Here is a 25,598-nt window from a genome sequence, read left to right as displayed (position 1 = left end):
CCCCTCCGTATCGCCCTACCACGGAACGCATGCCCCTCCTGCCATCGGTGCGATCGACCTGCACACCCGTCCAACGCACCATACCGCGATCCATTTTCCGCCAACAGCCCGTCCAGGCTCGACCGCCCGTCGCGGAATGCCGTGGAGGACAGCCGGAGAGGCCGTAGGCCGCTTCTCAACGGCCCTTTCGCAGCCCATCGACAACGCCGCCGCGCCCATCCTCATGTGCCGTCCGCATCGATGTGGTCCGTGATGGGCTACCGATGCTCGGCGAATCCGATTCGGCCGGAACGTGTTCGAGATAATCTCGACGAAAACCGACCCGCGAAGGAGTTGTTCACGATGGGGGACGACAACCGTTCCGAAGCAGAGCAACGGAACTCCGAACCAGCCGCGCAGCAGCGCTCGGACGCCAATGGGCAGCGGAGCCGCGAACCGCAGGAGCAGCGCAGTTGGTTTCGACGCCATCCCTGGATCATGACGGCTCTGCTGCTGCCCACGATTACATCGGCAGTCGGGGGTCTCGTCGTGCTTGGGGTCGAGTTGACGGTCAAGCCCGATGAGGGTTCCGCCGCCCCGGCCACGACCTCCCCGCTGCCGAGCACCGGCACCACACCGTCCACGACCTCCCCCGCATCCTCGTCGGTCGCCCCGGCCGAGGACGAGGTGCGCTGGACCGGCACGGTCAACCTCACCTATCTCGACCTGGACTCGGTCCCGCCCAAGGTGTTGTCGAGCAATTCAGGGGCCGGCACCTACGTCAGCTACGACCATCAGCACGACGACCTGTCCCGCGCCGAGCTGGTTGGTACGCCGGGCGGGTTCTTCACCACCGAGCCGACGATCGCCGTATGGGAAGCCCCCGGCGCCCCCACCCGCTCCGGATGCGCCGACCTGGTGTCCACGCAGGCCGTGGAGCGCCTCCCCGTCTCGCCGGACAGCAGTTACTGCGTGAAAACTGCAGCGGGCCGGATCGCCTCTCTCACCGACCTCTCGGCGGACGACGTCAACCACATCTACAAGGCGGTCGTCACCGTCTGGGTCCGGAAGTAACGCCAACGGGGTTACTCTCGGTCGTCCGACGATATTCACCGGCGAGATCTCTCGAGGCCGGACCTGTCGGCGGCCTACCATGGCGATATGCCCCTGCCGCAGAGCGAGAAGCCGGACCTCCCGGAGTATATGACCTGGGAGGAGCTGGAACAGCTGCCCGAGGAGATCGCCGAGCAGATCGAACTCTGGGACGGTCGCGTGGTATGGGTGCGGCGAGGGCCCGCCGAGCACCAGACGTTCACCTACCGTATGACCGCCGCGATCGAACGCTGTGCTCGCAAGAGCATGTCGCAGCGACCCGAGACATGCTTGCGGGTCACTCTGGAAACGAACGTCTTCCTCGGAAAAACCGAAAAATCAGATTTTCTCACCCCAGATTTCCTGGTGCATCGTTGTCTCGATTCTCCCTACCAGGATATTCGTGCCGCCGATACGCTGTTGGTGGGCGAGGTGCTGTCCCCATCGAATACACAATCCGATATGGAAGCCAAGAAGGGCCGCTACGCGAGCGCCGGGATTCCCTGGTTCTGGGAGGTCACCTTGGCCCCCAAGCAGAGCGCGATCGCCACAATCCGCGCCTATGCTCTGGAGACCAGTCCTGGCGATCTTCCACACGGTGTACGCCCGCTTCGCCCAGCGAACTATCTTTTGACCGGCGAGTGGACCCATGCCGATGAGGACGGGGTACGGTTCGACTTCCCGTTCCCGATTGATATCCCGTGGTCGGACCTCGAGTACTGACCCTTTCGCCCTCGCGCCGGTCTGCCGCGAACGGCTCGGACGGCCGGCGCTGTAAGCGCTTGCCATCGGCGAGGCCGGCAGGTCGGCGCGTCAATCCTCCGATTGCTCCACCCCTGGGCCCGCGCTTCACGGGTGCCGTTGAGAATCGTGTCGCCAGGTCGACGCCACGCGATTCCAGGGTTTTCACCGGTATCAACCCCGCGTCCCCCGCGACCACCACGGTCGATCGCGGAGGACACCCTGCTTTGCCGGCTGCGGGGTTACAGCGCGGTGGGTACCGGTTCGGCGGCCGGGTAGTAGATCTCACGGCGCAAGCGTTCCAAGTCCGGCGCTGCCGAAGTGGAGGTTTGCGTGTGCCGATCGCTCTGTTTCGCCCAGAGCACCCCGTTCGTCAGCTGCTCGTACACCGCCGCGTACTCCTTCCCCTGGCCGGACAGGCCGGGAAGCACGCGCAGGAGCGCGGGGATGTAGCGGATCACCGCGTCGAGCTGGGCGCGATGCTCCGCTATCTGGCGCTGCACCTGCTCGATGGCTTCGCGACGGGTGCAGCCGGTCTCGTGATGGACCGCCCTGACCAGGTTGTAGGGGATTTGGTCTGCCTCGTCCTGCTCCAACCCCACCAGGTCGTTCTCCACGAAACCCACCCAGCAGAGGAGTTCCTCGAGACGGCGGATCACGGGGTGGTTGCGCACCTTCAACGGAATTTCGAGGTCTTGGCGCACCTCCACACAGGCAAGGGTGATTTCGGACCCACCGGTCGACATCCGCAGCGGCAGATAGTCCGCCGAGGGCGGGATATAGCCGTTGATGCGATGGTGGGCTTCGCGTTCGCAGGCTTCGAACCACTCCTCGAGGCCGTCGAGGAACCGCTCCTGCCAACCGATTGTGCGGCCCTTGCACAGGCGCGGCCATAAACCCGCCCAGGCCGTCGGGATCGCGCCGTGCATCTCCGGGTCCTGGCGCACCATTGCCACCAGGCGACGTTTCAGCGCGGTGACGGCTTCCGGGTCTCTCAGCTGCGGATCCTCGAAGAGGTCGTCCCATATCAGGCACAGTATGGCCAGGCCGACGGTGGTTTGTTCACGGGCCGTGTCCGCCGGGGCCAAGGTTGCCGGCAGCTGGATCGCCGCTGCCCACCGGTGGTAGTCGGCCTCGGCCGGGGTAAGGGCGAGGCCGGTGTCCACCATCCAGCTCCTCAACCATTGCGTGAGCTCCTCGGTGGACGCATCACTGCGGGCGGAAGGCGGCTGCGTCGACTGCCGAGGGACCGCGAGGCGGGGAGTTCGTCGGAGTACGGACTGGGCGTAGGCGGTCATCGCGTGGCGGGCGCTCGGGTCGACGGGCAGTGCGGCGAGCCGACCGGCGGCCTGGTCCAGGAATTCATCGGCCACCGCCTGTGCTTCCGCCACGGCGCCCGAGGCGATGACCAGCTCGCGGGCACGTAGGGCTTGCTCACCCGTCATTGCTCTGCGCAGCAAATTGGCAAGGTCCCGGTCGCGGGCCGCCGCGCGGATCACGGGAAGCGTGTAGATGCCCTCGGGCAGATCCGCGTTGACGGGCTTGCCCATTTCTTCGGCGGTCGAGGTCAGATCGAGGATGTCGTCCCACAGTTGGTAGGCCAGCCCGAACTGTCGACCGAACAGGGCCAACGCCTCTTCCTGCTCATCGGAGCAGCCGGCCTGCATCGCGCCGACCCGGCACGCCAGCGACAGCACCGCCGCCGTCTTGCCGGCGATCGCGTCCAGGTAGGACTGCTCGCTGCGGGAGGCCACATACTGGTCGGCAGCCTCGATCACCATGCCCGCGCACATCTGCTCACCCGCGATCGAGCCTGCGAGGACTTCGCGCCGGCCGAGTTCGGCCAGCATGCGCACGCTCGCGAGCATCACGGAGTCCCCACTCAGTACGGCCATATGCGAACCCCACACCGCGTTGGCGCTGGGACGGCCTCGACGCTGGTAGGCGTGATCGACGACGTCGTCGTGGTAAAGCGATCCCAGATGCAGCAACTCGACGGCAGCGGCGGCGCGCACCACCCGGTCGTCGGCCGGGACCGCGGGATCGGTGAGCAGGTAGTACGACAGCAACGTCAACGTGGGGCGCACCAGACGGCGAGAGGTGTCGGACCCTTCGTCCGTGAGCGCGGTCAGCTCGGGCCTACCCTCGAACCGTACCGGTCCGAGAACGTCACGGACGCGGTCCAAGTCGGCATCCAGGTGCACGAAGACAGCGGAATCGATTTCACGGGGCATACGCTCGCTCCTGAGTGGTTACATCGGTCGGCCAAACACTGTTGATCAATGAGATTTGACACCACCATGGCGCGGAAGATGTTGATATCAGCCGATTTTGATGCCTCCATCGCTTGGGTGATGTCGGTTGGCGAGCGCCGCTCGAGCGAACAACTCCCCGATCGACGTTGCCGGGGACAAGTAGGGCTATGCCCGGGACCAGGGCCGAAGTCCTCCGGTCGCGGTGTTCCGGTGGTCGATCGGCCAACGGAACACCACAGCCGCAAGATTCCGGCCCAGGTCACAGTGTTCCGTAGAGGTGTTCCGCGAACTGTTCCGATGAACTCCCGTCATATGGAACGATCGCACGGTGATCGATCCCTTCCGCGTCGGATACGTGCGCTGCTCCACCGACGAACAAGACGCCGAGATCCAAACCGAGCAACTGCTCGCCCTCGCAGTGCCACGCGAACGGATCTTCATCGACAAGGGATTCTCCGGCACCACCCGCCGCAACCGCACCGGCCTCGACAACGCGCTCACAGCGGTCACCTCCGCCGCCGCGGCCGTCACCGGGCGACAGGTGGTGCTGACCACAACGAAGTTCGACCGGTTCGCCCGCAACATGGCCGAGGCCGGCGAGATCCTGACCAGCCTGCGCGAACGAGATGTCCTGTTCGGGCTCGACAGCCAGATCTACGACTGGGCCGACCCGTTCGGCAAGCTGTTCCTGCAAACCCTCGCCATGGTCGCCGAATTCGAAGCCAACCTGAACCACCTGCGGACTCGCGAGGGTATGGCCAAGGCTCGCGCGAAGGGCCGTCTCAAGGGCAAGCAGCCGAAGCTACCTCTGGCAGCACGGAAAACGATCCACCGCCGATATCACGACCCCGACGACAACGCGAGTCTGGCCGACCTCGCCCACGAATACAGCGTCGGCCGCTCCACCGTCCACCGCATCATCAGCGGTCCTGCCCCGCGGGCATAGCCAACCCCACCCGAAGACACTGTCAGCCAACAGATTACGTCCGGCCTGCACATCACTCGGCCGACGCCGCCCCGGTTCTATAGCCACTGACCAGCGACCACACGAACTTCGTTGGATTTTCGGCGATTACTACCGGAACCCCGGTTTGGACGGGTACACAGCTGCCGCTACGGTGATGCGACATTGTCACTTTCAGTTGACGGCTGGAGTGGTTTCTTGGCGAAGATTCCTGGATCAGCGGGGCTGATCCAGGTCGAGGGGGTGCGGCATCTCGACGAAGCCGCGGCGGTTTCGAGGGAATGCTCACCGGTTGGGAGAACCAGCAACGGTCCCGGACCCTGCAGATGTCCTCGATCACCCCTCGGGTCGCGCTGATCCGGCGGTTCCACACGTTCACGGAGTCCTATCCGGGGGAGTGGACGACAGCCGATGTCGAGGACTTCACGGTCTCGCTTACCTCCGACAGCGGTGGACAGCTGGCTCTGTCCACGATTCGGGGTTACCACCTGGTGCTGCGGATGTTCTGCGACTATCTGGTCGATCAGCGCTATGAATGGGTGCGCCAATGCCGGGACAGGTTCGGGCAGATCCCGTCGCAGATCTGCCATGAGTGGAACACCGCCGCGCACCTGAACGACTATGAGGGCCAACCCGGGCGGCGCCCGCTGTCCTACAACGAGTTGCAGCAGTTGTTCGACTACCTCGACGAACGGGTCGAGGTCATCGCCGGATCCGGCCGCAAGGGCGCGTTGGCGGCGTTGCGAGACGCGCAGATGATCAAGACTGCCTACGCTTACGGGTTTCGACGCAACGAACTCTGCCGCCTGGACCTGGTGGATCTGCGCCCGAACCCGCATATGCCCGAGTGGGGCACCTACGGATCACTGCACCCGCTACGGCAAGGCCACCCGGGGAAGCACGCCACGGCGCCGCACCGTAATGACGGTCCCGGAGTTCGACTGGGTCCTGGCCGGGATGCGGCAGTGGGTCGAGCAAGCACGCCCGATCCTCAAACCCGGTGACCATTCCGCCCTTTGGGTGACCGAACGACTCACCCGCGTCCACGGCGCCTACCTGGAGAAACGGTTCTCCAGGGTCCGCGCCGGCGCCGGGCTGCCAAGGGAGTTGACCCTGCACTGTCTGCGCCATTCCTATGTCACCCATCTGGTCGAGTTCGGCTATCCGGAACGGTTTGTCCAAGAGCAGGTTGGACACCGCTATGCATCCACCACGGCGATCTATGCCTCGGTCAGTAACGACTTCAAGAAGCAGACCCTGCGCACGGCGTTGAAACGGGTCTACGCGCGATCGCCTCAACCGAACGGATCGAAGGAGAGTTCGTGAGCACTCGACGGGTCGTCATGCGCTGGCACCTGCGGCAGTTCATGGCCACCCGTGGCATCTTCCAGACCAGCGAATTGGTCGCGTCATACCCGCAACGCGCACAAGCCACTGCCGCCACCACTGCGGACACCCGGATACACACCGAGCCCCCGATCTCGGCAATTTCCTCGATCGTCACCCCGGCCAGGTGCGGCAGCAGCAACCGCGTCCCATGATCAACACACAGCCAGACATGATCACAAGAGTCAAGCGACCCCTACGCTCGGGCTACACCCATCACGGAAAGTGGGCCAGATCCCACTATTCACCTATGTAGCCAGTGAACTGCTGGGTGTGAGCCGACCATCTGCCGTTACTGTGCGCGGGTACTGGGTTCGGTGCGCTGGGAAGGGTGTGCGGGTGACATCGATCGAGCGCACCGCCTATCCCCAATTCAAGCCGTTGACCTCGGCGCGGGTGCTGTATGTGTTCTTCACGCCGCACGCGGAGAAGATTCCCGACGTCATTGTCGACCACGTGCGGCGCTGCCTGGAGTAGAATGCGTATGTTGAGCCGGATCATGGCGCAGCGCGGACGGCCAAGTTACGCCGCAAGCAAGTGCGGGCACGTCAGGGCGTGACCTACGACATACGGCGGGGGCGGGTGATCGCGGCGACCGCGATCCGTACGGCGGCACTGGTGAAGAATCATCCGCTCACCGCCGCCACCGATAAGGTCGAGTCCTATCATGGCTTCGCCAGATGGCTGCCCTTCGGCAACAACGGCGTACTGGCCGCCAACGACCCCGTCGAGCAGGAGAAGCCGATCGAGTTCAACACCTTGCCAGCCGACTGCGTGATCTTCCACAATGCCCTGGACATCGCCGACGTCGTGCGAGGCCTGGTCGCCGACGGCTGGACCGCCACCGCCGACCAACTCGCCGCGCTGTCGCCCTATCCACGCGCCCACATCACCCGGTTCGGCGCCCACACCACCGACGAACGCGGGAGGCGACCCGAGGCGTTCAACCGGATGCTGACCGAGGTCGACTTCACCACTCTCGGCCTCGCTGTCTGATAGCCCGGTTACAGCGACGGAGAATCTCGATGGGCGGGTTGGGTGGCGGCGAAGCCATCGCGAGAATGCGGCAGGCAGCCAAACGCCTCGCCGACGCGCTTGCTGACAGAGGGGCGTCACTACTCAGCGGAATGCACCGCAAATTCCCGGACGAGGTACGAGGCGGCCTCGAACGGACCACGCACACAGACGAGCGACTCGCCTCCGAGTTCGACAGGATAGGTCCGGCCGCGCACATGAACCGCGATACCGCCGACGAACATCCGGAATCCGGCGCGGCTGCATGGAGACCGGTCCACGGCCCGGATCCCACCGCCGAGGACGGATTTCTGGACCTGCCCATCGAGGAGCAGATACGCCGACTGGAGCAAGCGCACGGCATCCGGACCGACGCCGAGCGGGCGCTCGAGCTGAGCCTGTTCATGGAGGACAAGTTCCGCGACATCACCCTGATCTCCCGACAGACGCGGCCGGAAACGATCTTCGACGGACCCGAGGGGTGGGCAAGCTGGCTCGACGCCCGACTGTTCGCGCGGCGGAATCTCGATCGCGAGATGTCGGTGGACCTCCTGCAGGAAATACATCGCAGGCTGAGAATCCGGCACGACCCGGAGAACGCAGGGCAGCTGAAAGGAATTAAGCCGTTGGGGTGGGGGCCCATGAGTCGGCCAGCGTCGCGGAGCGAGCTGGCTGCCATCGAGGAGAACCCGCTGCTCACCTATGTGCCGGGGCCGTTCCGCACCGAACCCCATGGAGTCGTGCTGCACCCCAAGGTCGAGGGGCAGCCCGGCGCGCGTGAGGTTCGCTGGCTGGACAAACCGCCCACGGAGGAAATGCTGGCCACCATCAAGGACGACCCCCTGCTGGCATACGTGGAGCCGGGCGTCCCGCTGCCGAATCAAGGTGTGATCCTCTACCCGAACTTCGGCAGCGTCGACCTATCGCACGAATTCCACGCGTCGCTGTGCGACCGGTACAACAATGCTTTGAAACAGCCGGGGTTCGATCCGCACCGAAGTGCCGCCGAGTTCCAGAAGTTGTTGGTCTCCGGACATGACTGGCAGGGTGATTTCCACGGCCGACATTCGAGAATTGCGATGAACTTTCTCTTGGAACAGGTGGGCAGGCCGCCGAGCGCTGTCGCCGAGTTCGACAACGACCTGCTGACGCCGTCATCACAGTGGGCCGATGAGGTCAAGGCCGGAAGCGACCGCTACGAGCAGTGGCAGAGCAAGCTCGAACAGTACGGCGGGGATATCGACCCGGTGGACCTGTTCGAGCTGGGACCGATGATGCAGCAATACCAGCAAATGGGTGAGCCTTCCCCGTACAGACCGGGAGAATTGGAACAAGATACCGACAAGTATGAGCGGCTGCATGCACAACTGCGCTCGGGAACGTAACGGCGGGCTCGGTGTCGGGAGTCCAGGAACGTTGACGAGAAAGTCACGCTAAGAGGGTGTCTCATGTGGGGGGTTTCTTGTAGCAGATGAGCGCGGCAGCAAGGTCGACAAAGGCTGCGAAGAGGTGTCCGTGGCGTTCGTAGCGGATGGCCAGACGGCGATAGCCGGTGAGCCAGGCCAGGATGCGTTCGATCTTCCAACGGTACTGCCCCAAGCGGGTGGAGTCGTCGATCCCGCGGCGGGCGATACGGGGAATGATGCGCCGACAAAGGCTACGACTACCGCGTCCACCGACACTGGCTGCGCTGCCGGCGCATCATCCCCCGTATCGGGGTGTCGGTAAGAAACGCGTTACCAGGTACATGAAGCCTGCGTGAATCGAGGTTGCGGACCTGTTGGTGCGGTGTAGCTTTCGCGCGTGATGAGGGAGCTGGACCAGAACGAGCTGATCGACCGGTGGACGCTGACCGGTGATGAGATGGAGCTGGTCGCGGGTAAGCGCGGTGCGTCGAGGCTCGGGTTCGGGCTGATGCTGCGGTTCTATACTGAACGAGGCCGGTTTCCGCGTGGGCGTGCCGAAATCCCCGACGCCGTGGTTGATTACGTCGCACGTCAAGTGGGTGTCGAGCGGACCGAGATCGCGTTCTACGACTTCACCGGCCGTACCAGCAAGGCGCACCGGACGCAGATCCGGGAGTCGCTGGGGTATCGGGAATGCAGCGTGCGCGACGCCGACGAGATCGTCGGGTGGCTGGTCGAGTATGTGACCCAGCGCGAGCGTGGTGGCGAACGGGTGCGGGAGCACCTGTTGGCGCGACTGCGTGAGGTGAAGGTGGAGCCACCCACGGCCGGGCGGATCGAGCGGATGGTGCGCTCGGCGCTGTACCGCGGTGAGGAACTGCTGTTCGCGCAGGTCAACGCCAGACTGCAGGAGCCGGTCCGAGCGCGGCTGCTGGCGTTGATCGCACCGCTCGGTGGTGGCGAGGAAACCCTGGACGGTGACGCCGAGGACGGGCCGGCGGTGCTGGCGTCGATCCGGTCGGACCCGGGCAATGTCAGCCTGAACACGATGCTCACCGAGATCGCCAAGCTGGAGGCGGTCCGCGCGGTCGGTGTACCGGGTGACGTGTTCGCCGATGTCGGGCCGAAGATCGTGACCGGCTGGCGCGGGCGCGCGGCGGTGGAGGCACCGAGCCACCTGCGCGATCATCCACCCGAAACACAGCTGACTCTCCTCGCGGCGTTGCTGTACTGCCGGTGCCGGGAGATCACCGACACCCTGGTCGAGCTGCTGAATTCGACGGTACACCGGATCAACGCCCGCGCGGAGGTGCGGGTCACCAACGAGCTGATCAAGGAGTTCAAGCGGGTCACCGGTAAGGAGAACCTGCTGTTCAGGGTGGCCGAGGCGACCGTTGACGCGGGCGACAAGCTGGTGCGCGACACGGTGTTCCCGGTCGCTCCGCAAGGGGTGTTGCGGGATCTGGTGGCCGAGTTCAAATCCTCGGGGCCGACGTATCAGCGCACTGTGAAGGCCACGCTGCGCTCCTCGTACACCAACCACTACCGGGCCGGGCTGATCAAACTGCTGTCCGTGCTTCAGTTCCGCAGCAACAACACCACGCACCGCCCGGTGCTGGACGCGCTCGAACTGATCGGGAAGTATGCGGGAACGAGCTTGCGGTACTACCCGGCCGGTGACGAGGTGCCGGTGCATCGCGGGGTGTCAGGGGACTGGGCGAAGCTGGTGTACCAGAACGATCAGCACGGAGATCGCCGGGTGGTGCGGATGGTGTACGAGATCGCAACGTTCCAGGCGTTGCGGGATCAGTTGCGGTGCAAGGAAATCTGAGTCGTCGGCGCCGAGAAGTGGCGCAACCCCGCCGAGGATCTGCCGGTCGCCTTCGAGGAACGCCGCATCGAGCACTACGAGAAGCTGAGTAAACCCCTCGATGCAGGCGAGTTCATCGAGGGCCTGCAAGCCGAGATGCGCGCCGAGCTCGACGCCCTGCACACCGCCCTGCCGCACTGTCCCTGGCTGGAGATCAAGGAACGGCGGCAGGGCGCGATCAAGCTGACGCCGCTGCCCAAGGCGCCGGAGCCGCGAAACCTGCGCAAGATGAAATCCCAGGTCGGAACCCGGTGGGGGGTGGTGCCGCTGATCGACATGCTCAAGGAAGCGGTGCTGCGGACCAGGTGCCTGCGTGCGGTCACCTCGGTCGCGGACCGCGGCAATCTGCCCGAAGACGTTCTGGCCGAACGGCTTCTGCTTGCGATCTATGCCTACGGCACGAACACCGGGATCAAGTCGGTGGCCGGCGGCACCGACCGCCACACCGAGGACGACATCCGCTACGTGCGTCGCCGCTACTTGAACACCGAGGCGGCGCGGCGGATTGCGATCGAGATCGCGAACGCCACCTTCGCCGCCCGCAAGCCATCCATCTGGGGTGAGTCATCGACGGCCATCGCCAGCGACTCAACGCATTTCGGCGCGTACGACCAGAACATCTTCACCGAGCACCATTCCCGCTACGGCCGCCGCGGCGTGCTCATCTACTGGAGTGTCGAGCGCAACGGGTCGGTGGTCATCCACTCCCAGCTGCTCAACTGTTCGGCCTCCGAGGTTCACGTCATGGTGGAGGGCGCTATGCACCACGGCACCGAGATGGACGTGGAATCCAGTTATGTCGATACCCACGGCCAGTCCGAAATCGGATTCGGCGTGACCAGACTCCTGGGATTCGATCTGCTGCCCCGGATCAAGCGCATCAACAAGTGCCGGCTCTACCGGCCCGCCGCCGGGCAACCGGACCTGTGGCCGGGGCTGAAACCGGCCATGACCAGGCCCATCCGATGGGAGTTGATCGCCGAGCAATACGACCAGATGATGAAGTACGCCACCGCGATCCGCACCCGCACCGCCTCCACCGAGGCGATCCTGCGCCGATTCATGAAAGCCAACGCCGCCCACCCCACCTACCAGGCCATGATCGAACTCGGCCGAGTCCAGAAGACGATCTTTTATGCCGTTACCTGCGTAGTCGTGAATTGCAGCGGGAGATCAACAGCGGCCTGAATGTGGTCGAGTCCTGGAACGGCGCGAACTCGATCATCTACTACGGCAAGAGCGCCGAGATCGCGTCGAACCGGCGCGACGAACAGGAGATGAGTGTGCTGTGCCTGCGGATCTGCCAGGCCGCCCTAGTCTACGTCAACGTCCTGATGATCCAGGACATTCTCGCCGACCCCGAATGGGACGGTGTGCTCACCGCCGAGGACGAACGCGGCCTGACCCCGCTGTTCTGGTCACACGTACTCCCGTACGGCGAAGTCAAACTGAACATGAACAGCCGCTTGGCCCTCGGGGGGTAGCAGCGATCGAATTCTCAGCTGATCCGGCGTATACCCGCTTGACCTTCACGTATCGGCAACTTTACCGTCGAAGACGAGGCCGGACGGACCGGCCTCACGGAACGATGGAAAGCGCCATGAGCTGGTCGATCGCGGATGTGGCGAGGATGTCGGGCGTCACCGCCCGCGCCTTGCGGCTCTACGACGACATCGGACTGCTCGAGCCCGCCTACGTGGGCACCAACGGCTGAGAAGTCACCTCCGACCACCTCGGTGCCTTGAGCGAGGCCATTTCTCGCCGCCTCGGTGACTGCGGGCTGATGAAAAGAATGTCAGTTCAGGTGGGTGGCGAAGAATCTTTCGATCCGGTTCCAGGCGTCCTTGGCGGACTCGGGTTCCGGGCCGATGCCGGCTATCCGCAGGAGGGGACGAAGCACGCGGGGGCCGACTTCGGTGTCGTTGAGGAATGCGTGGCTGGCGGCCGGATATTCCTTGACGTCGTGGATCACCTCCGCTTTGTCCAGGGCCGCGTCGAGCCGGTCGGTCGCCCCCCTGAGTGAGGGGTCGCGGCCGCCGTAGTTTCCGACGATCGGGCAGGCGCCTGCCACTGCTTCGTCGAGGTGACGCGGTAGCTGGCCGTAATTGACTGCGGCCGCGTCGAATCCGTCGTTCGCGGTAAGGAGCGCGAAGCCCCCGCCGATGCAGAAGCCGATGACGCCGATCTTGCCGGTGCAGTCGGGAGAACCGGCCAGGTAATCGTGGGCGGCGGAGATGTCGGCGAACGCGTGGCCGCGGCCACGCATCATGGCGGTCATCGTGGCGACCAGGCATCGCGCGGTGCTACCCGCGCTGAACAGGTCGACGGCCAGGGTGAGGTAGCCGAATTCGGCGAGCCGGTCGGCGTGGCCGCGCATGACCTCGTCGAGGCCGAAGATCTCGTGGATCATCACCACGCCGGGCCACGGGCCGGTGCCGGGCGGTCTGGTGAGGTAGCCACGAAGCGGCTGGGAGCCGTCGCGGTCGGCGGCTAGGTCGGTCAGGTCGATGTCGGTCAGGTTGATGTCGGTCATGGTGAGGCCTCCCGTGATCGTGTGGCGGGCAATGTGTAGGGGCCGACGACGGCCGCACCGAGCAGCGATAGTCCGTTGCGCAGGGCATCGGACGGTACGTCGTCGACGAGGTGGTGCATGACGATCAGGCCATGCATCAGCGAAAACAGGGTCGCGGCAACGGCATTGGTATCCGAATACGGCGGGATGTGCCCCTCGTCGCGCCAGCGGCGGGCCAGTTCGGCGATGTGGTTGAGCGTTTCGAGGTACTGTGCGCGGGCACGTTTCTGCAGCACCGGATCGCGCAGGGCCTCCGCCCAGGTCTGAAGGGCGATGCGGGTCATGTCGTAGTCGGGGTTGTTCGTCCTGCTGCGTAGTTCGGCGACCACCAGGGTCAGCGTTTCGGCCGGAGTGGGGCTGGGGTCGCGATCGGGTAGCGCCAGGAATATGCCCCGCACCCGCGACAGTCCTTCATCAACGGTGGCGTAGATGATCTCGTCCTTACTGCCGAAGTAGCGGTAGACCGCCCGAGCGGACATCCCCGTCGCGGCGATCACCTGGTCCATCGAGGTGGTGTGGAAGCCGCCGCGTGAGAAGCAGGTCCACGCACTGGTGAGGATGTGTTGGCGGCGCTGCGCGCGGGTCTTTTCGCTGAGTCTGGGCACATACCCATACTAAACGAACACTATATATGGCGCTATATCCACATATGGCGTACATTGAAAGACAAATAAACACGATTATGTTTGTTTGGAGTCGAGATGTCACATACGAAGGCTGTGCTGATCGACCTGGCCCGCGCCCGCGCGATCGTGGACCTAGCGCTCGCGCACGCACGCAGCAACGATTTCCCCCCGATGACGGTTGCGGTGCTCGATGCCGCCGCCCGGCTTGTCGCCTTCGCCGGAGAAGACGGCTCGAGCCTGCTGCGTGAACGCATCGCCCGCGGAAAAGCCCACGGAGCACTGAACATGGGTGTGGGCAGCCGCGCCCTGGCCGCACGCGCGGCATCGGATCCCGATTTCGTCAACGCCCTGGTGGCGCTGGCCGACGGCAACCTCGTGCCCGTCCCTGGCGGCGTGCTGATCCGCGACCAGAACGACGACCTGATCGGAGCGGTCGGGGTCAGCGGCCACCTACCCGATGACGACGAAGCGTGCGCCATCCAGGCCATCACAGGGTGTGACCTGCGAGCCGATCCCGGCACCTGATCTACCACCACCCTGCCACCGAAAGGAGCACCAACCATGTTCGACACCGACAACCGCCTGCTCGCCATGATCGACCAGCACCAGATTCCGCTGGGTATGCAGTGCTTCACCGGCAATCGCGCACTGATCGAAGTCCTGGGGCTGACCGGCTTCGACTTCGTCATGCTCGACACCGAACATTCCCCGGCCAACCCTCGAGCCATCGAGGACGCGATCCTGGCCGCCGACATCGTCGGCTTGGTGCCGCTGGTCCGCGTGCCGAGCAGTTCGGACGAAACCGCCATCCGACGCGCGATGGAAGCCGGCGCCCAAGGCCTGTTCGTGCCCGAGGTGAAATCGGCCGACGATGTGCGCCGTGTCTTCGACGCCGCGTTATTTCCGCCGTTAGGAACCCGCGGCATCTGCCCGGCCACCCGCGCCGCCCGGTACTCCTACCGCAGCTTCGTCGACTATGCCGAATGGAACAACCGAAACTTCCTCGTCGTCCCGCTCATCGAGCACCCCGACGCAGTCGACAACATCGACGAGATCTGCGCGTTGGACCAAGTCCACATCCTGGCCTTCGGTCCCGGCGATCTCGCCTACGCGATGGGCGAGGGCACCAACATGACCGACAGCCCCAAGATCCGTAAGGCGTACCTGAAGGTCCAAGCTGCCGCCGACCGGCATGGCGTCGCGGTCATGGGCGGTCCGGTACTCGATCCCAGCGTCGACGGCTGCAAATCTGCGCTTGACGACGGCGTCAAACTGTTCTGCCTCGGCCTGGATGTCATGGGATTCCGGCGGTTCTGCGAGCACACCGTCCGTATCGCCGGCGAATCGGTGCAAGGCACTACCTACATCCGACCCGAAACCCCCACCCCAGACTTCGCACCGCATATCACTGCGTGAGAAGCCGACAACCACGATTGAAAGGAACAGTGCAGTGACGACGCGTTTGAACCGGTTTGTGGTCGGACCCGACTCCGACGGCCGCTCGGCAGTCCTGCAACACGGTCTGACCAATGTCCAATCCCGCGACGGGTTCTACTGGCGCGCCACGCTGTGGGCGACCCAAGAGACCCCTGTCGACAACAGTATCGACGGCGACCGGTCGCAGACGGAGGGCTTGGGCGCGCGCCGCGAACCCTTCCCCAACGGCATGATTTGCCGGGCACTGGAAATCCCACCCGATGCCGTCGACGCCGACGAGCACCGCCGCGTCCTGGCCGACCTCAATGAAGAGGTTCACCAAAAGCACCAGCCGAGCCAATCCGACCTCGCCCGGCATCCGAGCATGCACCGCACCGACACCCTCGACTGCCTCACCTGCGTACGCGGCGAAATCTACCTGGTCACCGACACCGATGAGACGCTCATGCGGCCCGGAGACACCGTCGTCATCCGCGGCACCAACCACGCCTGGAGCAACCGGTCGGGCGCCCCATGCCTGCTGGTCGGCACCATGACCGACGCCACCCCACCCGACGAAAGCTAACCAGGAAGATGTCCGGGGTCAGGGTCGCCGCAGCCACCCAAGGCCAATCCATCCGCGTCGCTAACCGGGGGACCTGCTCATCCGGTCGGACGGAGTGATCTGCTGGCGGGCCCAATCCACCCACCCGGATCCGGCACTGGTGGTGCGCACTACCCGAGCACGCACGCCCTACCCGAAAACCTAGATCGCAAGAGGTGATTCGCGATGCCCACCGTTCACCAGGCCACCTGGGAACTGCTCAGCGCGCTGGGCCTGCGCAAGGTGTTCAGCAACCCCGGGTCAACCGAGATGCCGTTCTTGGCCGACTTCCCCGAGGACGTCGACTACGTTCTCGGCTTGCACGAGGGCGCGGTGGTCGGCATGGCCGACGTCTACGCCCAGCTGACCGGCGAGCCCACCCTGGTGAACCTGCACACCGCCGTAGGCCTCGGCAACGCGATGGGCGCAATCGTCAACGCGGCCAGCGCGCACAGCCCCCTGGTCGTCACCGCCGGCCAACAGGTGCGGGCGACGTTGACCATGGAACCCCTGCTGGCCAACCCCGATCCGACAACGCTGCCCAAGCCTGCCGTCAAATGGGCATTCGAACCGCCCCGCGCCCAGGACGTGCCCGCGGCGTTGGCTCGGGCGTTTCGTTACGCGGCACTGCCGCCGACCGGCCCGGTGTTCGTGTCTCTGCCGATGGACGACTTCGATCAGCCCACCGAAGCGGGCATGACAGAACCGCTGGCGGCACGCCGAATCACCGGCCGGTCTGTGCCCGCGCCAGTCGAGCTGAACGCGCTCGCGAAGCGTCTCACAGCCGCCCGCAACCCCGTGCTGGTGGTGGGAGCAGGGTTGGACGCGGCACCGGGCGGATTCGAGGCAGGCGTCGCGCTGGCCGAAACCCAGAATCTGCCGGTATGGCTCGCGCCGAACACCTCGCGCGTCGGATTCCCCACCGACCACGCACACTTCCGGGGCAGCCTCCCCGCCGGCATCGGGTGGCTGTCCGAGTCCCTCGCCGGGCACGACCTGATCCTTGTCGCCGGGGCACCGGTTTTTCAGTACTACCCGTACGCGCCGGGCAACTACCTGCCACCCGGCGCCGAACTCATCGCAATCATGGACGATCCGGACGCTGCCGCCCGCGCGCCGCTCGGCGACGCGCTGGTCGCAGACCCCGCCCTCGCCCTGCGAGGTCTGCTCGAACTCCTACCGCAGACCACCAGGCCCGCGCCCGCGTCACTCACGCCGCTGCAGATCCCGCCCGCCGTCGACACGCTCACCGCATGCCAGGTCTACGACATACTGGGGCCGCTGTTCCCGCTCCACGGCATCCTCGTCACCGAATCGATGAACGGTGCGCCGGCGATGTGGGACCGAATAAAGCTGCGCCGGTCGGCTTCATTCTTCTTCTGCGCCGCCGGCGGCCTCGGCTTCGCCATCCCCGGCGCAGTAGGTGCCCAGCTCGCCCAACCCGAACGGCCGGTGCTGGCGATCAGCGGCGACGGCAGCGCACAGTACGGCATCCAAGGGTTGTACACCGCGGCCAGCCGGCAGCTCCCCGTCACGTTCCTGGTCCTGATCAACCGCGAATACGGAATCCTCAAAGGCTTCGGCGACTACCTGACCACCACCGGTGTGCCGGCCTGGACCTCGACCACCTCGACTACGAGGCACTGGCGAAGGGCTACGGCATCCCCGCCGTGCGAACCGGACGGCCCAACGAACTGGCCGTTGCAGCGAAGCACGCATTCACGGCGGCCAAAGGACCCCACATGATCATCGTCGACGTCGCACCCGGCGTCCCGTTGGGCGGCTGATCACCCGACCTCACCGAAGGATGAAAAGGAACACTACCGCAATGGAATCAGGCATTCACTTCCTAAACTTCAACCTTCCGGGCGGGCCGCAAGCGCTCAGGCCGACCATGGCCGCCACCGCACGGGCCACCGAGCAGGGCGGCGCCACCATGTTCAGCCTGGCCGACCGCCGCAGCCGCGCCTATGACCGAGGCTGTCCGCGTCCCTGGTCGAAATGGTCCGGGGTGCCAGCTGCTGACGGGTAGGCCAATCTGCGCCGACACGGACTGTTCCGTAAGCCGATCGACTTACGGAACAATCACGGATCCGAGATCGGAGGTCGTGCCGCTGTTGGGAGGATTCGCCAGGCGGCGTATGCCACATACTTGGTGCATGCACCAGGAACGATTCTTCGACGACCGCCGCCGGCTGGTGGACTTCGAGGACGACATACTGGTGCAGTGCCCACGGTGCGGCAAGACCGCACATGTGACACCGATACCCGAGCATGCCGGTCTCCCGGAGCGAGAGCTGTTCGCGCATCGGCTGGTGTGCGGCCATTGCGGGGCGGCGCGGACCAAACCCCGCCGCGGCTACCGCCTCAGCACCGGTGCGGGCTCAACCGCGACCGATCCGTATTTCGAATTGCCGCTGCGTCTGCGGGCCGAAAACCGAATCGAGATCCTTCGCGAAATCGACCGGCTGCGCCGCACCGCAATCCGTTGCCTCACACCATGATTACTCGTTTGCGGCCGGTGACACATTTCTTACCGGCATCCCCTTCACGAGGTTCGGTCGGCCAGCGTGGTGAGGACCGGTATCAACCGCATGAGCGCCCGCCCCCGATGCGAGGCGGCGTCCTTCTCCACCGGACTCAGCTGCGCAGCGCTGGTCGCGCCGCCGTCGGGCCGGAACAGCGGATCGTAACCGAATCCCCCGTCGCCCAATGGTTCCCGCCCGATCGTCCCCGGCCATTCCCCGCGCACCACCGTCTCGTCCCCGCCGGGAACGACCAGCGCGCAGGCGGAGACGAACCGGGCACCCCGCCGCTCGTCGGGCACATCGGCGAGCTGGGCCAGCAGTAGCGCGTTGTTCGCGGCGTCGACGCCGTGCCGTCCGGACCAGCGCGCCGAGAGCACGCCGGGCATCCCGTTCAGCGCGTCCACCTCGAGCCCGGAGTCGTCGGCCACGCACGCCAGTCCGGTGGCCACCGCGCCGTCGCGGGCCTTGGCCAGGGCGTTCTCTTCGAATGTCGCCCCGGTTTCCGGCGCCTCCGGATATTCCGGGACGTCGTCGAGCCCCACGATCTCCAGACCGTCCACCCCGGCCTCGGCGAGGATGCGGCGCAGCTCGTTCAGCTTCTTGGCATTGCGGCTGGCGACCAGCACACGGCGGGCCATTACTTCTTCTTCGACGGTTCGGCCGGTTCCGGCAGCACACCTGGGTACGGCAGCGCCAGGGCTTCCCGCTGCACCTCGAACAGTTTCTCGCAGCCGGCCAGCGCCGCGTCGAGGAGTTTGTCCAGGGTGGAGCGCGGGAAGGTGGCGCCCTCTCCGGTGCCCTGGATCTCCACCAAGGTGCCGGTGTCGGTGGCGACCACGTTCATATCGACCTCGGCCCGCGAATCCTCCTCATACGGGAGGTCCAGCCGCACCCTGCCGTCCACCACCCCGACGCTCACGGCGGCGATGGCGCAGGAGATGGGCTGCGGGTCGGCCAGGGCACCGGCCGCGCCGAGGTAGGTCACCGCGTCGGCCAGGGCCACGTAGGCGCCGGTGATGGCGGCGGTGCGGGTGCCGCCGTCGGCCTGCAGGACGTCGCAGTCGATGGCGATCGTGTTCTCCCCTATGGCGGCCAGGTCGATACAGGCGCGCAGGGAGCGGCCGACCAGCCGGCTGATCTCCTGGGTGCGGCCGCCGACCCTGCCTTTCACCGATTCCCGGCTGCTGCGGGTGTGGGTGGCGGCGGGCAGCATGGCGTACTCGGCGGTGAGCCAGCCCAGACCGGAGTCACGGCGCCATATCGGAACGCCCTCGGTGATGCCGGCGGTGCACATCACCCGGGTCTGTCCGAACTCCACCAGCACAGAACCGGCCGGATGTGTGGTGAAGCCACGGGTTATCCGTACCTCGCGGAGCTCGTTATCCGCCCGTCCATCGGCTCGTCTCGACACGCGCCCAGCGTAGTGGGAGCGGTTCGACGGACCGAGTGGGGGGTTGTCCGTCTTCAGAGTTCGAACGTCTCGCCCGGGGTCACGGCGTGTACGGGGCCGGTGAACTCCGCCTTCGCCTCGGCGATGACATCCTCCCGGGACGTCCACGGCGGGATATGGGTGAGCAGCAGTTCCTTCACCCCGGCCTCGGCGGCGATCCGGCCGGCCTCGGTGCCCGAAAGGTGCACCCCGGCGGGACGATTGGCCGGATCGTGGGTCCAGGAGGCCTCGGCCATCAGGAGGTCGGCCCCTTGGGCGAGTTCGTGGACGGCCGGGCAGACAGCGGTGTCGCCGGTGTAGACGAAGGTGCGGCCGGCGGCGGTGACGACCCGCAGACCGTAGGACTCCGGCGGGTGGTACATGCGGCGGGCCGTGATGGTGTGGCCGGGACCGAAGTCGATCGACTCACCCTCCACCCACGGCCGCATATCGATCACATCGGACCAGTCGTCGCAGTCGCCGCCGATCTCCGCGGAGGCGTTGCCGATCCGCACCGGAGTGTCCACGGGGCCGCGGACGATGGCCCGGCCGACCGGTGGGGTGGGATGGTAGCGGCGCCACACCAGCAGGCCCGGCAGGTCCAGACAGTGGTCGGCGTGCAGATGGGTCAAGAAGATCGAAACCTCGCCGGGATCGGCGTAGCGCTGCAGCGCTCCGAGGACGCCGGGTCCGAAATCGATGACGATCGGCGACATATCCGGGCCGGTGAGCAGATATCCCGACGCCGGGGAGTCCGGGCCGGACACGCTGCCCGAGCACCCGAGGACGGTAAGGCGCATCCCACCATGCTGCCACGCTGCTGTCTCGCTCATCCGCCCATCCCCCGAAATGCCCGGCCGAACGCGCGATCACCGGGGCGAAACAATGGAGCCGGCATTCGAGTGACGACGGTGTCGACGTTCATTCCCGGAGAGTACCCAGCCGGCCAGCAATCCACCCACCGCCCCGAATAGATGGCCCTGCCAGGAGATTCCGTCCTGTCCGGGCAGCACGCCCCACAGCAGCGAACCGTACAGCGCGAGCACCACCAACCCGAGTGCTATCTGCCCTGCCTTGCGAGCGAACCAGCCGCGAGAGATGAGATAGGTGAGCCAACCGAAGACGAGCACGGAGGCGCCGATATGGGTGGAACCGGTGTCGCCGGTGAGCCAGGTTCCGACACCGCCCACCACCCAGACGATGGCGGTGGCGGCCAGGCCGCGGGCGAGTCCGTTGGCCAGGGCCAGGAAGCCGAGCACCAGCACCGGGAAGGTGTTGCCGATGAGGTGGTCCCAGCCACCGTGCAGCATCGGAGCGAAGACGATGCCGTCGAGGCCGTCGACTTCACGGGGTTCGATGCCGAGGGAACGATCGAGGCGGTGGTACTCGGTGAGCGCGTCCACGAACTCGATCGCATACAGCGCGACGACGAAACCGAGGACGATCAGCCCCGCACGGATCCACTGTCGACCGGTTGTGGCGAACCCGCCGGGTTTGCGAAGGGCGGTTGGTGGGAGTGGGGCACCGCCAGGGCGGCGGCGCATCGGGGCGAGACGATCGGGATCGAATGAGGCGCCCGGGCCTGCGCCACCTGTCATGGTGCTCCACCTCCTCGCACCTGCCCGCCGCAGGAACCGGCGCGGGCACGCTGCTTACGAGAGTACCGACGGTTCGGTCTCACCGGCCGCGGGTATGCGCCGGCCCGCCCGACCGGATACGCCGAGGGGACACCTCGGGACCTGCCCCACGCTATCCCTGATCAGGCCCAGAGTTGACCTTCGAGACGTTCTTCGGCTTCGTCCAATGTCCCGTCGTAGGCCCCGGTGGACAGATACTTCCATCCGCCGTCGGCGACGACGAACGCGATATCGGCGCGGGTTCCCGCCTGCTCCGCCTTGCGGGCGACACCGAGCGCGGCATGCAGGATGGCACCGGTGGAGATACCGGCGAAGATGCCCTCCTCGAGCACCAGCTCCCGGGTACGTTTCACGGCGTCGTACGGTCCCACGGAGAAACGGCTGGTCAGCACCGTTTCGTCGTAGAGTTCGGGGATGAAGCCCTCATCGATGTTGCGCAGCCCGTAGACGAGTTCGCCGTAGCGCGGCTCGGCCGCCACGATCTGGATACCGGGCACCTTCTCCCGCAGGAAGCGTCCGGTGCCCATGAGGGTTCCGGTGGTGCCGAGCCCGGCCACGAAATGGGTGATCTCCGGCAGATCCGCCAGGATCTCCGGGCCGGTGGTCTCGTAGTGGGCCAGGGAGTTGGCGGGGTTGCCGTACTGGTACAGCATCACCCAGTCCGGGTTCTGGGCCGCGATCTCCTTGGCCCGGGCCACCGCCTGGTTGGAGCCGCCCGCTGCCGGGGAGTCAATGATCTCGGCGCCGTACATGGTGAGCAGTTGGCGCCGCTCCACCGAAGTGTTCTCCGGCATCACACACACCAGCCGGTAGCCCTTGAGCTTGGCCGCCATGGCGAGCGAGATACCGGTGTTTCCGCTGGTCGGCTCCAGGATCGTGCAGCCGGGCCGCAGCAGGCCGTCGGCCTCGGCCTGTTCGATCATGCGCAGGGCCGGGCGGTCCTTGATCGACCCGGTGGGGTTGCGGTCCTCCAGTTTGGCCCACAGCCGTACGGGATTGTCGCCCTCCCACCGGGGGGAGATATTGCGCAGCCCGACCAAGGGGGTGTTGCCCAAGGTCGCGATGAGGGATTCGTAGCGCGCCACGAGCCCGTCAGACTTCGACGCGGGTCGGCGCGCCGCCCGCGACAGCGGGCAGGATGGTGACGGTCGAGCCCTCGGTGACCTCGGTGTCGAGGCCACCGGAGAAGCGGACGTCCTCGTCGTCGACATAGATATTGACGAACCGGTTGAGCTTGCCGTCTTTCAGCAGCCGCTCGGACAGGCCGGGGTGGTTGGCCTCCAGGTCGTCGATCACCGCGGCGAGGGTCGCGCCCTTGGCTTCGACCCGCTTCTCACCTCCGGTGTAGGTGCGCATGATGGTCGGGATGGACACGGTCACCGACATGGGTACTCCTCGGTTCTGCGGATCGACGGGGATTATCGGACGGTTTCGTAGGCGGCGACGATCTCCACCGGCTCCTCGGTGACCCGGCCCTCGACGATCCGGTAGCTGCGCAGCTCGTGGCGCTCCGGGTCGCGGGTGGAGATCAGCACATAGTGTGCGTGGGGTTCGGAGGCGTAGGAGATATCGGTGCGGCTGGGGTAGGCCTCGGTGGCGGTGTGTGAGTGGTAGATCACCACCGGCTCCTCGTCGGCGGCGTCCATCTCGCGCCACACCCGCAGCTGCTCACCGGAGTCGAAGCGGTAGAAGGTGGGCGAACGCTCGGCGTTGATCATGGCCACGAAACGCTCCGGACGGTCCGATCCCTCCGGACCGGTGATGATGCCGCAGGCTTCGTCGGGGTGATCGGCGCGCGCGTGCGCCACCATGGCCTCGACGAGGTCGGCCCTGATCACGAGCACAATCAAACCCTTCCACACAACTACTCGGCCGTCGCCGACCCGATATTGCCGACAACGAGCCAGCTTATTCGGCTATTCCCGGGAGGTCGCAGCCACCTCCGGGCAATCCCGACCGGTCGGGATTGCCCCGAGGCCTCTCGCCGGGTCGATCCGGTGCGGACTTCGCGGCGATCAGCCGGGAAACAGGTCGACGTAGCAGGGGATGCCGGCGACCGTATGGGCGGAGCGGATGGCGTCGACGATTGCCCGCTCCACGCAGACGGCCGCGGCCGTGCACAGCTGGTCCACCAGCTGCAGATCGGGCGGGAACGCCGGCGGCAGCGGATCCGGGACAGATGGTGTCGCTGTGCCGGTGGACAGGGCGAAGAGCGTGTCCCCGTCCAACGGGGAATGCGCCGGACGCACCGCGCGAGCCAAACCGTCGTGGCCGGTGGTGGCGAGCCGACGGCAGGCGACCGGATCCAGCGGCGCGTCGGTGGCGACCACACCGACGGTGGTGTTGAGTACGGTGCCCTTCACCGGCAGCGCGTTCGCGGCGGCGAGCCGCTCGGGGGAGGCCGGACGCAGACCGGCGGCGTCGGCACCATCGGTACCCACACCCCAGGGGAGGCCGGTCCGCGGGTCGAACACCGACCCGACGCTGTTGACGACGATCAATGCCCCCACGGTGACCCCGGCGGCCGGACCGTCGGCGAACACCACACTCGCGCTGCCGGTCCCGCCCTTGATCGAACCGGCTCGCGCGGCCACGCCCGCACCGACGCAGCCGCGCTCGAAGGTGTCGGCGGCGGATTCGGCGGCCCGATATCCGAATTCGACAGTCGGGCGAATACCCCAGTCCCCCACCGGAAGGTCGAAGATCACCGCCCCGGGCACGATGGGCACCACCGCGGCGGGGTCGCCCGGATCCATCGGAATGCCCTCACGGTGTTCCTCCAACCAACGCATCACCCCGTCGGCGGCCGCCAGACCGTAGGCGCTGCCCCCGGACAACAGGACGGCGTTCACCCGGCGCACGGTATTGGCGGGATCGAGCAAATCGGTTTCCCGTGTCCCGGGACCACCGCCGCGCACATCCACCGACGCCACCGCCCCACCGGGCACCCGGACGACCGTACATCCGGCGGCGGCGCCGCGACCGTACTCGACATCCGGGTCGAGCACATGATGGTGGCCGACGAGCAGGCCGGGCACGTCGGTGATCGCGTTGCCCGGGCCCGGCGCGCCGGCGGTCACGGCGCCAGAGCCTGCAACAGGGAGTCCTGCATCCAGGTGAGCCAGTGGTAGACGTCCAGATGCGGGGCGCGCGGATCGCTGGGATCGAGATGGTCGGGGGTGTCGGCGTCGATTTCGAGGACCGCGCCGAGCGCCAGCCGCACATCGGTGAGTGCGGACAGCCAGGCGTCGGCCTGTTCGGGAGTGATGATCACCCGGCCGCCCTCGGCGGGAACGGTCTCCAACACCACCGCGCCGGCGGCGAGTTTCGCGTCGATGATCTCCGGCTCGTGCAGACTACGCAGGGCGCTGTTGAGATCGGCGCGGTCGGCATCGGGCGAGCCGGGTTCCGCATTGTGGAAGTCGGGCAGCAGCCGCCGCAGCCGCGGATCGTCCGGCGGGGTGGTGTTACCGGTCCGCAGACCGGTGAGAGCGGCCAGCTCGTCGTCCGGGGCGGACGCGGCGCGCTCGCTCAACAGGCCGGTGACCGCGCCCACGAGGGCCCGCAGCACGCCGGCTTCGCGTGCGTCCATCTCCGACCGCACCTTGGGACCGCTCAGCGAGTTCTTCCGGCTCCACTTACGCACGATGCCACGGTAGCCGTTCGCTCAGTCGTCCCGTTGCATGGTCGCCCACAGTCCGGCGGCATGCAGCCGGCGAACATCTTGTTCCATCTTGTCCCGCGATCCGGAGGATACGACCGCCTTGCCCTCGTTGTGCACCTTGAGCATCAGCTCGGTCGCCTTGGCTTTGCTGTACCCGAAGAGCTTCTGGAAGATGTACGCGACATAGTGCATGAGGTTGACCGGATCGTCCCAGACGACGGTGACCCAGGGACGGTCCTCCGCCTCCAGGATCTCGGTGTACTCGACCGCCTCCGGTGTCGCCTGTGCCGCGCCTGCCGAGGACAGGGTGGCGTCGACGGCGGTGCCGGCGCGGACCTCATCCGTCCGATAGCGGGGTGCTGTCTTGCACAAGGCCATATGCCCAGGGTACGACGCGGCCCCGGATACACAACAC

29 protein-coding genes and 3 pseudogenes are annotated in these 25,598 nt (G+C 66.2%); 18 read left to right on the top strand and 14 right to left on the bottom strand.

Annotated features, from left to right (window positions below; genetic code table 11):
* Positions 1–342: 342 nt before the first annotated feature.
* Both ON20_RS05720 and ON20_RS05715 read left to right on the top strand, forming a co-directional pair.
* Entirely contained in the window at positions 343–1,053 is a 711-nt protein-coding gene (locus ON20_RS05720; RefSeq protein ID WP_157228708.1) for a hypothetical protein, read from the top strand.
* 87 nt (positions 1,054–1,140) lie between these two features.
* The gene (locus tag ON20_RS05715) at positions 1,141–1,794 is read left to right on the top strand and encodes a Uma2 family endonuclease (protein WP_040833892.1); all 654 of its coding nucleotides are present in this window, start codon (positions 1,141–1,143) and stop codon (positions 1,792–1,794) included.
* A 260-nt stretch (positions 1,795–2,054) separates the two neighbouring features.
* Here ON20_RS05715 and ON20_RS05710 read toward each other — a convergent pair whose 3' ends face one another.
* Positions 2,055–4,046 (bottom strand): polyprenyl synthetase family protein, encoded by a 1,992-nt coding sequence (locus tag ON20_RS05710; RefSeq protein WP_040833891.1) that lies wholly within the window; start codon positions 4,044–4,046, stop codon positions 2,055–2,057.
* Positions 4,047–4,395: 349 nt separating this feature from the next.
* Between ON20_RS05710 and ON20_RS05705 the strand changes: the two genes are divergently transcribed.
* From ON20_RS05705 to ON20_RS32850, 7 genes are all read left to right on the top strand, one after another.
* A complete protein-coding gene (locus ON20_RS05705; RefSeq protein WP_040833890.1) occupies positions 4,396–5,013 on the top strand; it encodes a recombinase family protein in 618 nt (205 codons plus the stop codon).
* Positions 5,014–5,312: 299 nt separating this feature from the next.
* Positions 5,313–6,035 (top strand): site-specific integrase, encoded by a 723-nt coding sequence (locus tag ON20_RS40210; protein WP_306306818.1) that lies wholly within the window; start codon positions 5,313–5,315, stop codon positions 6,033–6,035.
* Positions 5,953–6,357: a tyrosine-type recombinase/integrase gene (locus ON20_RS40205; protein WP_306306817.1), complete on the top strand. Its 405-nt coding sequence runs from the start codon at positions 5,953–5,955 to the stop codon at positions 6,355–6,357. Before ON20_RS40210 ends, ON20_RS40205 begins: the two co-directional genes overlap by 83 nt.
* Positions 6,354–6,572 carry a hypothetical protein gene (locus ON20_RS05695; RefSeq protein WP_157228707.1) on the top strand — a complete coding sequence of 73 codons (219 nt, stop codon included), beginning with the start codon at positions 6,354–6,356 and terminating at the stop codon, positions 6,570–6,572. The genes ON20_RS40205 and ON20_RS05695 overlap by 4 nt, the downstream gene beginning before the upstream one ends.
* A 184-nt stretch (positions 6,573–6,756) precedes the next feature.
* Positions 6,757–6,894, top strand: a complete 138-nt coding sequence (locus ON20_RS36115; protein ID WP_157228706.1) for a hypothetical protein — start codon at positions 6,757–6,759, stop codon at positions 6,892–6,894.
* 78 nt (positions 6,895–6,972) lie between these two features.
* A complete protein-coding gene (locus ON20_RS05690) occupies positions 6,973–7,413 on the top strand; it encodes a Tn3 family transposase (protein WP_157228705.1) in 441 nt (146 codons plus the stop codon).
* A 29-nt stretch (positions 7,414–7,442) separates the two neighbouring features.
* Positions 7,443–8,816: a hypothetical protein gene (locus ON20_RS32850; RefSeq protein WP_157228704.1), complete on the top strand. Its 1,374-nt coding sequence runs from the start codon at positions 7,443–7,445 to the stop codon at positions 8,814–8,816.
* Positions 8,817–8,877: 61 nt separating this feature from the next.
* Here the strand turns inward: ON20_RS32850 and ON20_RS37820 are convergent.
* Positions 8,878–9,081 (bottom strand): annotated as a pseudogene (locus ON20_RS37820) (IS5/IS1182 family transposase); the annotation flags it as partial.
* 156 nt (positions 9,082–9,237) lie between these two features.
* Between ON20_RS37820 and ON20_RS37815 the strand changes: the two are divergent.
* The 3 genes and pseudogenes from ON20_RS37815 to ON20_RS34040 all read left to right on the top strand — a co-directional run bounded on the left by ON20_RS37815 (position 9,238) and on the right by ON20_RS34040 (position 12,421).
* Positions 9,238–10,668, top strand: coding sequence for a DUF4158 domain-containing protein (locus tag ON20_RS37815; protein WP_245547069.1), 1,431 nt, complete (start codon positions 9,238–9,240; stop codon positions 10,666–10,668).
* 135 nt (positions 10,669–10,803) lie between these two features.
* Positions 10,804–12,191 (top strand): annotated as a pseudogene (locus ON20_RS37810) (Tn3 family transposase).
* A 116-nt stretch (positions 12,192–12,307) separates the two neighbouring features.
* Positions 12,308–12,421, top strand: coding sequence for a MerR family DNA-binding transcriptional regulator (locus ON20_RS34040; RefSeq protein ID WP_218002441.1), 114 nt, complete (start codon positions 12,308–12,310; stop codon positions 12,419–12,421).
* An 81-nt stretch (positions 12,422–12,502) separates the two neighbouring features.
* Here the strand turns inward: ON20_RS34040 and ON20_RS05660 are convergent, their stop codons facing one another.
* Entirely contained in the window at positions 12,503–13,240 is a 738-nt protein-coding gene (locus ON20_RS05660; RefSeq protein ID WP_040833885.1) for a dienelactone hydrolase family protein, read from the bottom strand.
* Positions 13,237–13,884, bottom strand: a complete 648-nt coding sequence (locus tag ON20_RS05655; protein ID WP_040833884.1) for a TetR/AcrR family transcriptional regulator — start codon at positions 13,882–13,884, stop codon at positions 13,237–13,239. The genes ON20_RS05660 and ON20_RS05655 overlap by 4 nt, the downstream gene beginning before the upstream one ends.
* 96 nt (positions 13,885–13,980) lie before the next feature.
* Between ON20_RS05655 and ON20_RS05650 the strand changes: the two genes are divergently transcribed.
* The 6 genes and pseudogenes from ON20_RS05650 (at position 13,981) to ON20_RS32835 (ending at position 18,429) form a co-directional block, all read left to right on the top strand.
* Positions 13,981–14,430: a GlcG/HbpS family heme-binding protein gene (locus tag ON20_RS05650; RefSeq protein ID WP_040833883.1), complete on the top strand. Its 450-nt coding sequence runs from the start codon at positions 13,981–13,983 to the stop codon at positions 14,428–14,430.
* 36 nt (positions 14,431–14,466) lie between these two features.
* The gene (locus ON20_RS05645; RefSeq protein ID WP_051161719.1) at positions 14,467–15,321 is read left to right on the top strand and encodes an HpcH/HpaI aldolase family protein; all 855 of its coding nucleotides are present in this window, start codon (positions 14,467–14,469) and stop codon (positions 15,319–15,321) included.
* Between the two features lie 34 nt (positions 15,322–15,355).
* Positions 15,356–15,907, top strand: coding sequence for a cupin domain-containing protein (locus tag ON20_RS32840; RefSeq protein WP_157228703.1), 552 nt, complete (start codon positions 15,356–15,358; stop codon positions 15,905–15,907).
* Positions 15,908–16,111: 204 nt separating this feature from the next.
* Complete coding sequence (gene mdlC, locus ON20_RS05635) at positions 16,112–17,671, top strand: benzoylformate decarboxylase (RefSeq protein ID WP_157228702.1); 1,560 nt, start codon at positions 16,112–16,114, stop codon at positions 17,669–17,671.
* Positions 17,672–17,753: 82 nt separating this feature from the next.
* Positions 17,754–17,879 (top strand): annotated as a pseudogene (locus tag ON20_RS40200) (LLM class F420-dependent oxidoreductase); the annotation flags it as partial.
* 205 nt (positions 17,880–18,084) lie between these two features.
* The gene (locus ON20_RS32835) at positions 18,085–18,429 is read left to right on the top strand and encodes a hypothetical protein (RefSeq protein ID WP_051161715.1); all 345 of its coding nucleotides are present in this window, start codon (positions 18,085–18,087) and stop codon (positions 18,427–18,429) included.
* Positions 18,430–18,473: 44 nt separating this feature from the next.
* Here ON20_RS32835 and ON20_RS05625 read toward each other — a convergent pair whose 3' ends face one another.
* The 10 genes from ON20_RS05625 to clpS form a co-directional block, all read right to left on the bottom strand.
* Entirely contained in the window at positions 18,474–19,091 is a 618-nt protein-coding gene (locus ON20_RS05625; RefSeq protein ID WP_040833882.1) for a non-canonical purine NTP pyrophosphatase, read from the bottom strand.
* The gene (gene rph / locus ON20_RS05620) at positions 19,091–19,864 is read right to left on the bottom strand and encodes a ribonuclease PH (RefSeq protein ID WP_040833881.1); all 774 of its coding nucleotides are present in this window, start codon (positions 19,862–19,864) and stop codon (positions 19,091–19,093) included. Before rph ends, ON20_RS05625 begins: the two co-directional genes overlap by 1 nt.
* A gap of 53 nt (positions 19,865–19,917) precedes the next feature.
* Positions 19,918–20,682 (bottom strand): cyclic nucleotide-degrading phosphodiesterase, encoded by a 765-nt coding sequence (locus ON20_RS05615; protein WP_083864683.1) that lies wholly within the window; start codon positions 20,680–20,682, stop codon positions 19,918–19,920.
* A gap of 69 nt (positions 20,683–20,751) precedes the next feature.
* The gene (locus ON20_RS05610; protein ID WP_438803382.1) at positions 20,752–21,426 is read right to left on the bottom strand and encodes a rhomboid family intramembrane serine protease; all 675 of its coding nucleotides are present in this window, start codon (positions 21,424–21,426) and stop codon (positions 20,752–20,754) included.
* A 215-nt stretch (positions 21,427–21,641) separates the two neighbouring features.
* On the bottom strand, positions 21,642–22,604 hold the full coding sequence (locus ON20_RS05605) for a PLP-dependent cysteine synthase family protein (protein ID WP_040833878.1): 963 nt from the start codon (positions 22,602–22,604) through the stop codon (positions 21,642–21,644).
* Positions 22,605–22,611: 7 nt separating this feature from the next.
* A complete protein-coding gene (locus tag ON20_RS05600; protein WP_040833877.1) occupies positions 22,612–22,905 on the bottom strand; it encodes a MoaD/ThiS family protein in 294 nt (97 codons plus the stop codon).
* A gap of 32 nt (positions 22,906–22,937) precedes the next feature.
* Positions 22,938–23,363: a M67 family metallopeptidase gene (locus ON20_RS05595; protein ID WP_040833899.1), complete on the bottom strand. Its 426-nt coding sequence runs from the start codon at positions 23,361–23,363 to the stop codon at positions 22,938–22,940.
* A 171-nt stretch (positions 23,364–23,534) separates the two neighbouring features.
* Positions 23,535–24,599 (bottom strand): P1 family peptidase, encoded by a 1,065-nt coding sequence (locus tag ON20_RS05590; protein ID WP_040833876.1) that lies wholly within the window; start codon positions 24,597–24,599, stop codon positions 23,535–23,537.
* Positions 24,596–25,165 (bottom strand): oxidative stress transcriptional regulator AosR, encoded by a 570-nt coding sequence (gene aosR, locus ON20_RS05585; RefSeq protein WP_040833875.1) that lies wholly within the window; start codon positions 25,163–25,165, stop codon positions 24,596–24,598. Before aosR ends, ON20_RS05590 begins: the two co-directional genes overlap by 4 nt.
* Before the next feature lie 21 nt (positions 25,166–25,186).
* Entirely contained in the window at positions 25,187–25,561 is a 375-nt protein-coding gene (gene clpS / locus ON20_RS05580) for an ATP-dependent Clp protease adapter ClpS (protein ID WP_040833874.1), read from the bottom strand.
* Positions 25,562–25,598 lie beyond the last annotated feature (37 nt).

The organism is Nocardia brevicatena NBRC 12119 (genome assembly GCF_000308495.1).
GTDB classification, from domain to species: Bacteria; Actinomycetota; Actinomycetes; order Mycobacteriales; family Mycobacteriaceae; genus Nocardia; species Nocardia brevicatena.
Note: the sequence above shows the minus strand (reverse complement) of the source record. Positions and strands in the feature narration are given on the sequence as shown.

Coding starts and splice junctions, on each gene's coding strand:
- ON20_RS05660 (WP_040833885.1), bottom strand. CDS start 13,240: ATGACCGACATCAACCTGACCGACATCGACCTGACCGACCTAGCCGCC.
- ON20_RS05625 (WP_040833882.1), bottom strand. CDS start 19,091: ATGGCCCGCCGTGTGCTGGTCGCCAGCCGCAATGCCAAGAAGCTGAAC.
- ON20_RS05720 (WP_157228708.1), top strand. CDS start 343: ATGGGGGACGACAACCGTTCCGAAGCAGAGCAACGGAACTCCGAACCA.
- mdlC (WP_157228702.1), top strand. CDS start 16,112: ATGCCCACCGTTCACCAGGCCACCTGGGAACTGCTCAGCGCGCTGGGC.
- ON20_RS32835 (WP_051161715.1), top strand. CDS start 18,085: ATGCACCAGGAACGATTCTTCGACGACCGCCGCCGGCTGGTGGACTTC.
- ON20_RS32850 (WP_157228704.1), top strand. CDS start 7,443: ATGGGCGGGTTGGGTGGCGGCGAAGCCATCGCGAGAATGCGGCAGGCA.
- ON20_RS05615 (WP_083864683.1), bottom strand. CDS start 20,682: ATGCGCCTTACCGTCCTCGGGTGCTCGGGCAGCGTGTCCGGCCCGGAC.
- ON20_RS34040 (WP_218002441.1), top strand. CDS start 12,308: ATGAGCTGGTCGATCGCGGATGTGGCGAGGATGTCGGGCGTCACCGCC.
- ON20_RS05715 (WP_040833892.1), top strand. CDS start 1,141: ATGCCCCTGCCGCAGAGCGAGAAGCCGGACCTCCCGGAGTATATGACC.
- ON20_RS05600 (WP_040833877.1), bottom strand. CDS start 22,905: ATGTCGGTGACCGTGTCCATCCCGACCATCATGCGCACCTACACCGGA.
- ON20_RS05650 (WP_040833883.1), top strand. CDS start 13,981: ATGTCACATACGAAGGCTGTGCTGATCGACCTGGCCCGCGCCCGCGCG.
- ON20_RS40205 (WP_306306817.1), top strand. CDS start 5,953: ATGACGGTCCCGGAGTTCGACTGGGTCCTGGCCGGGATGCGGCAGTGG.
- ON20_RS40210 (WP_306306818.1), top strand. CDS start 5,313: ATGCTCACCGGTTGGGAGAACCAGCAACGGTCCCGGACCCTGCAGATG.
- ON20_RS05610 (WP_438803382.1), bottom strand. CDS start 21,426: ATGCGCCGCCGCCCTGGCGGTGCCCCACTCCCACCAACCGCCCTTCGC.
- ON20_RS37815 (WP_245547069.1), top strand. CDS start 9,238: ATGAGGGAGCTGGACCAGAACGAGCTGATCGACCGGTGGACGCTGACC.
- ON20_RS05645 (WP_051161719.1), top strand. CDS start 14,467: ATGTTCGACACCGACAACCGCCTGCTCGCCATGATCGACCAGCACCAG.
- ON20_RS05710 (WP_040833891.1), bottom strand. CDS start 4,046: ATGCCCCGTGAAATCGATTCCGCTGTCTTCGTGCACCTGGATGCCGAC.
- clpS (WP_040833874.1), bottom strand. CDS start 25,561: ATGGCCTTGTGCAAGACAGCACCCCGCTATCGGACGGATGAGGTCCGC.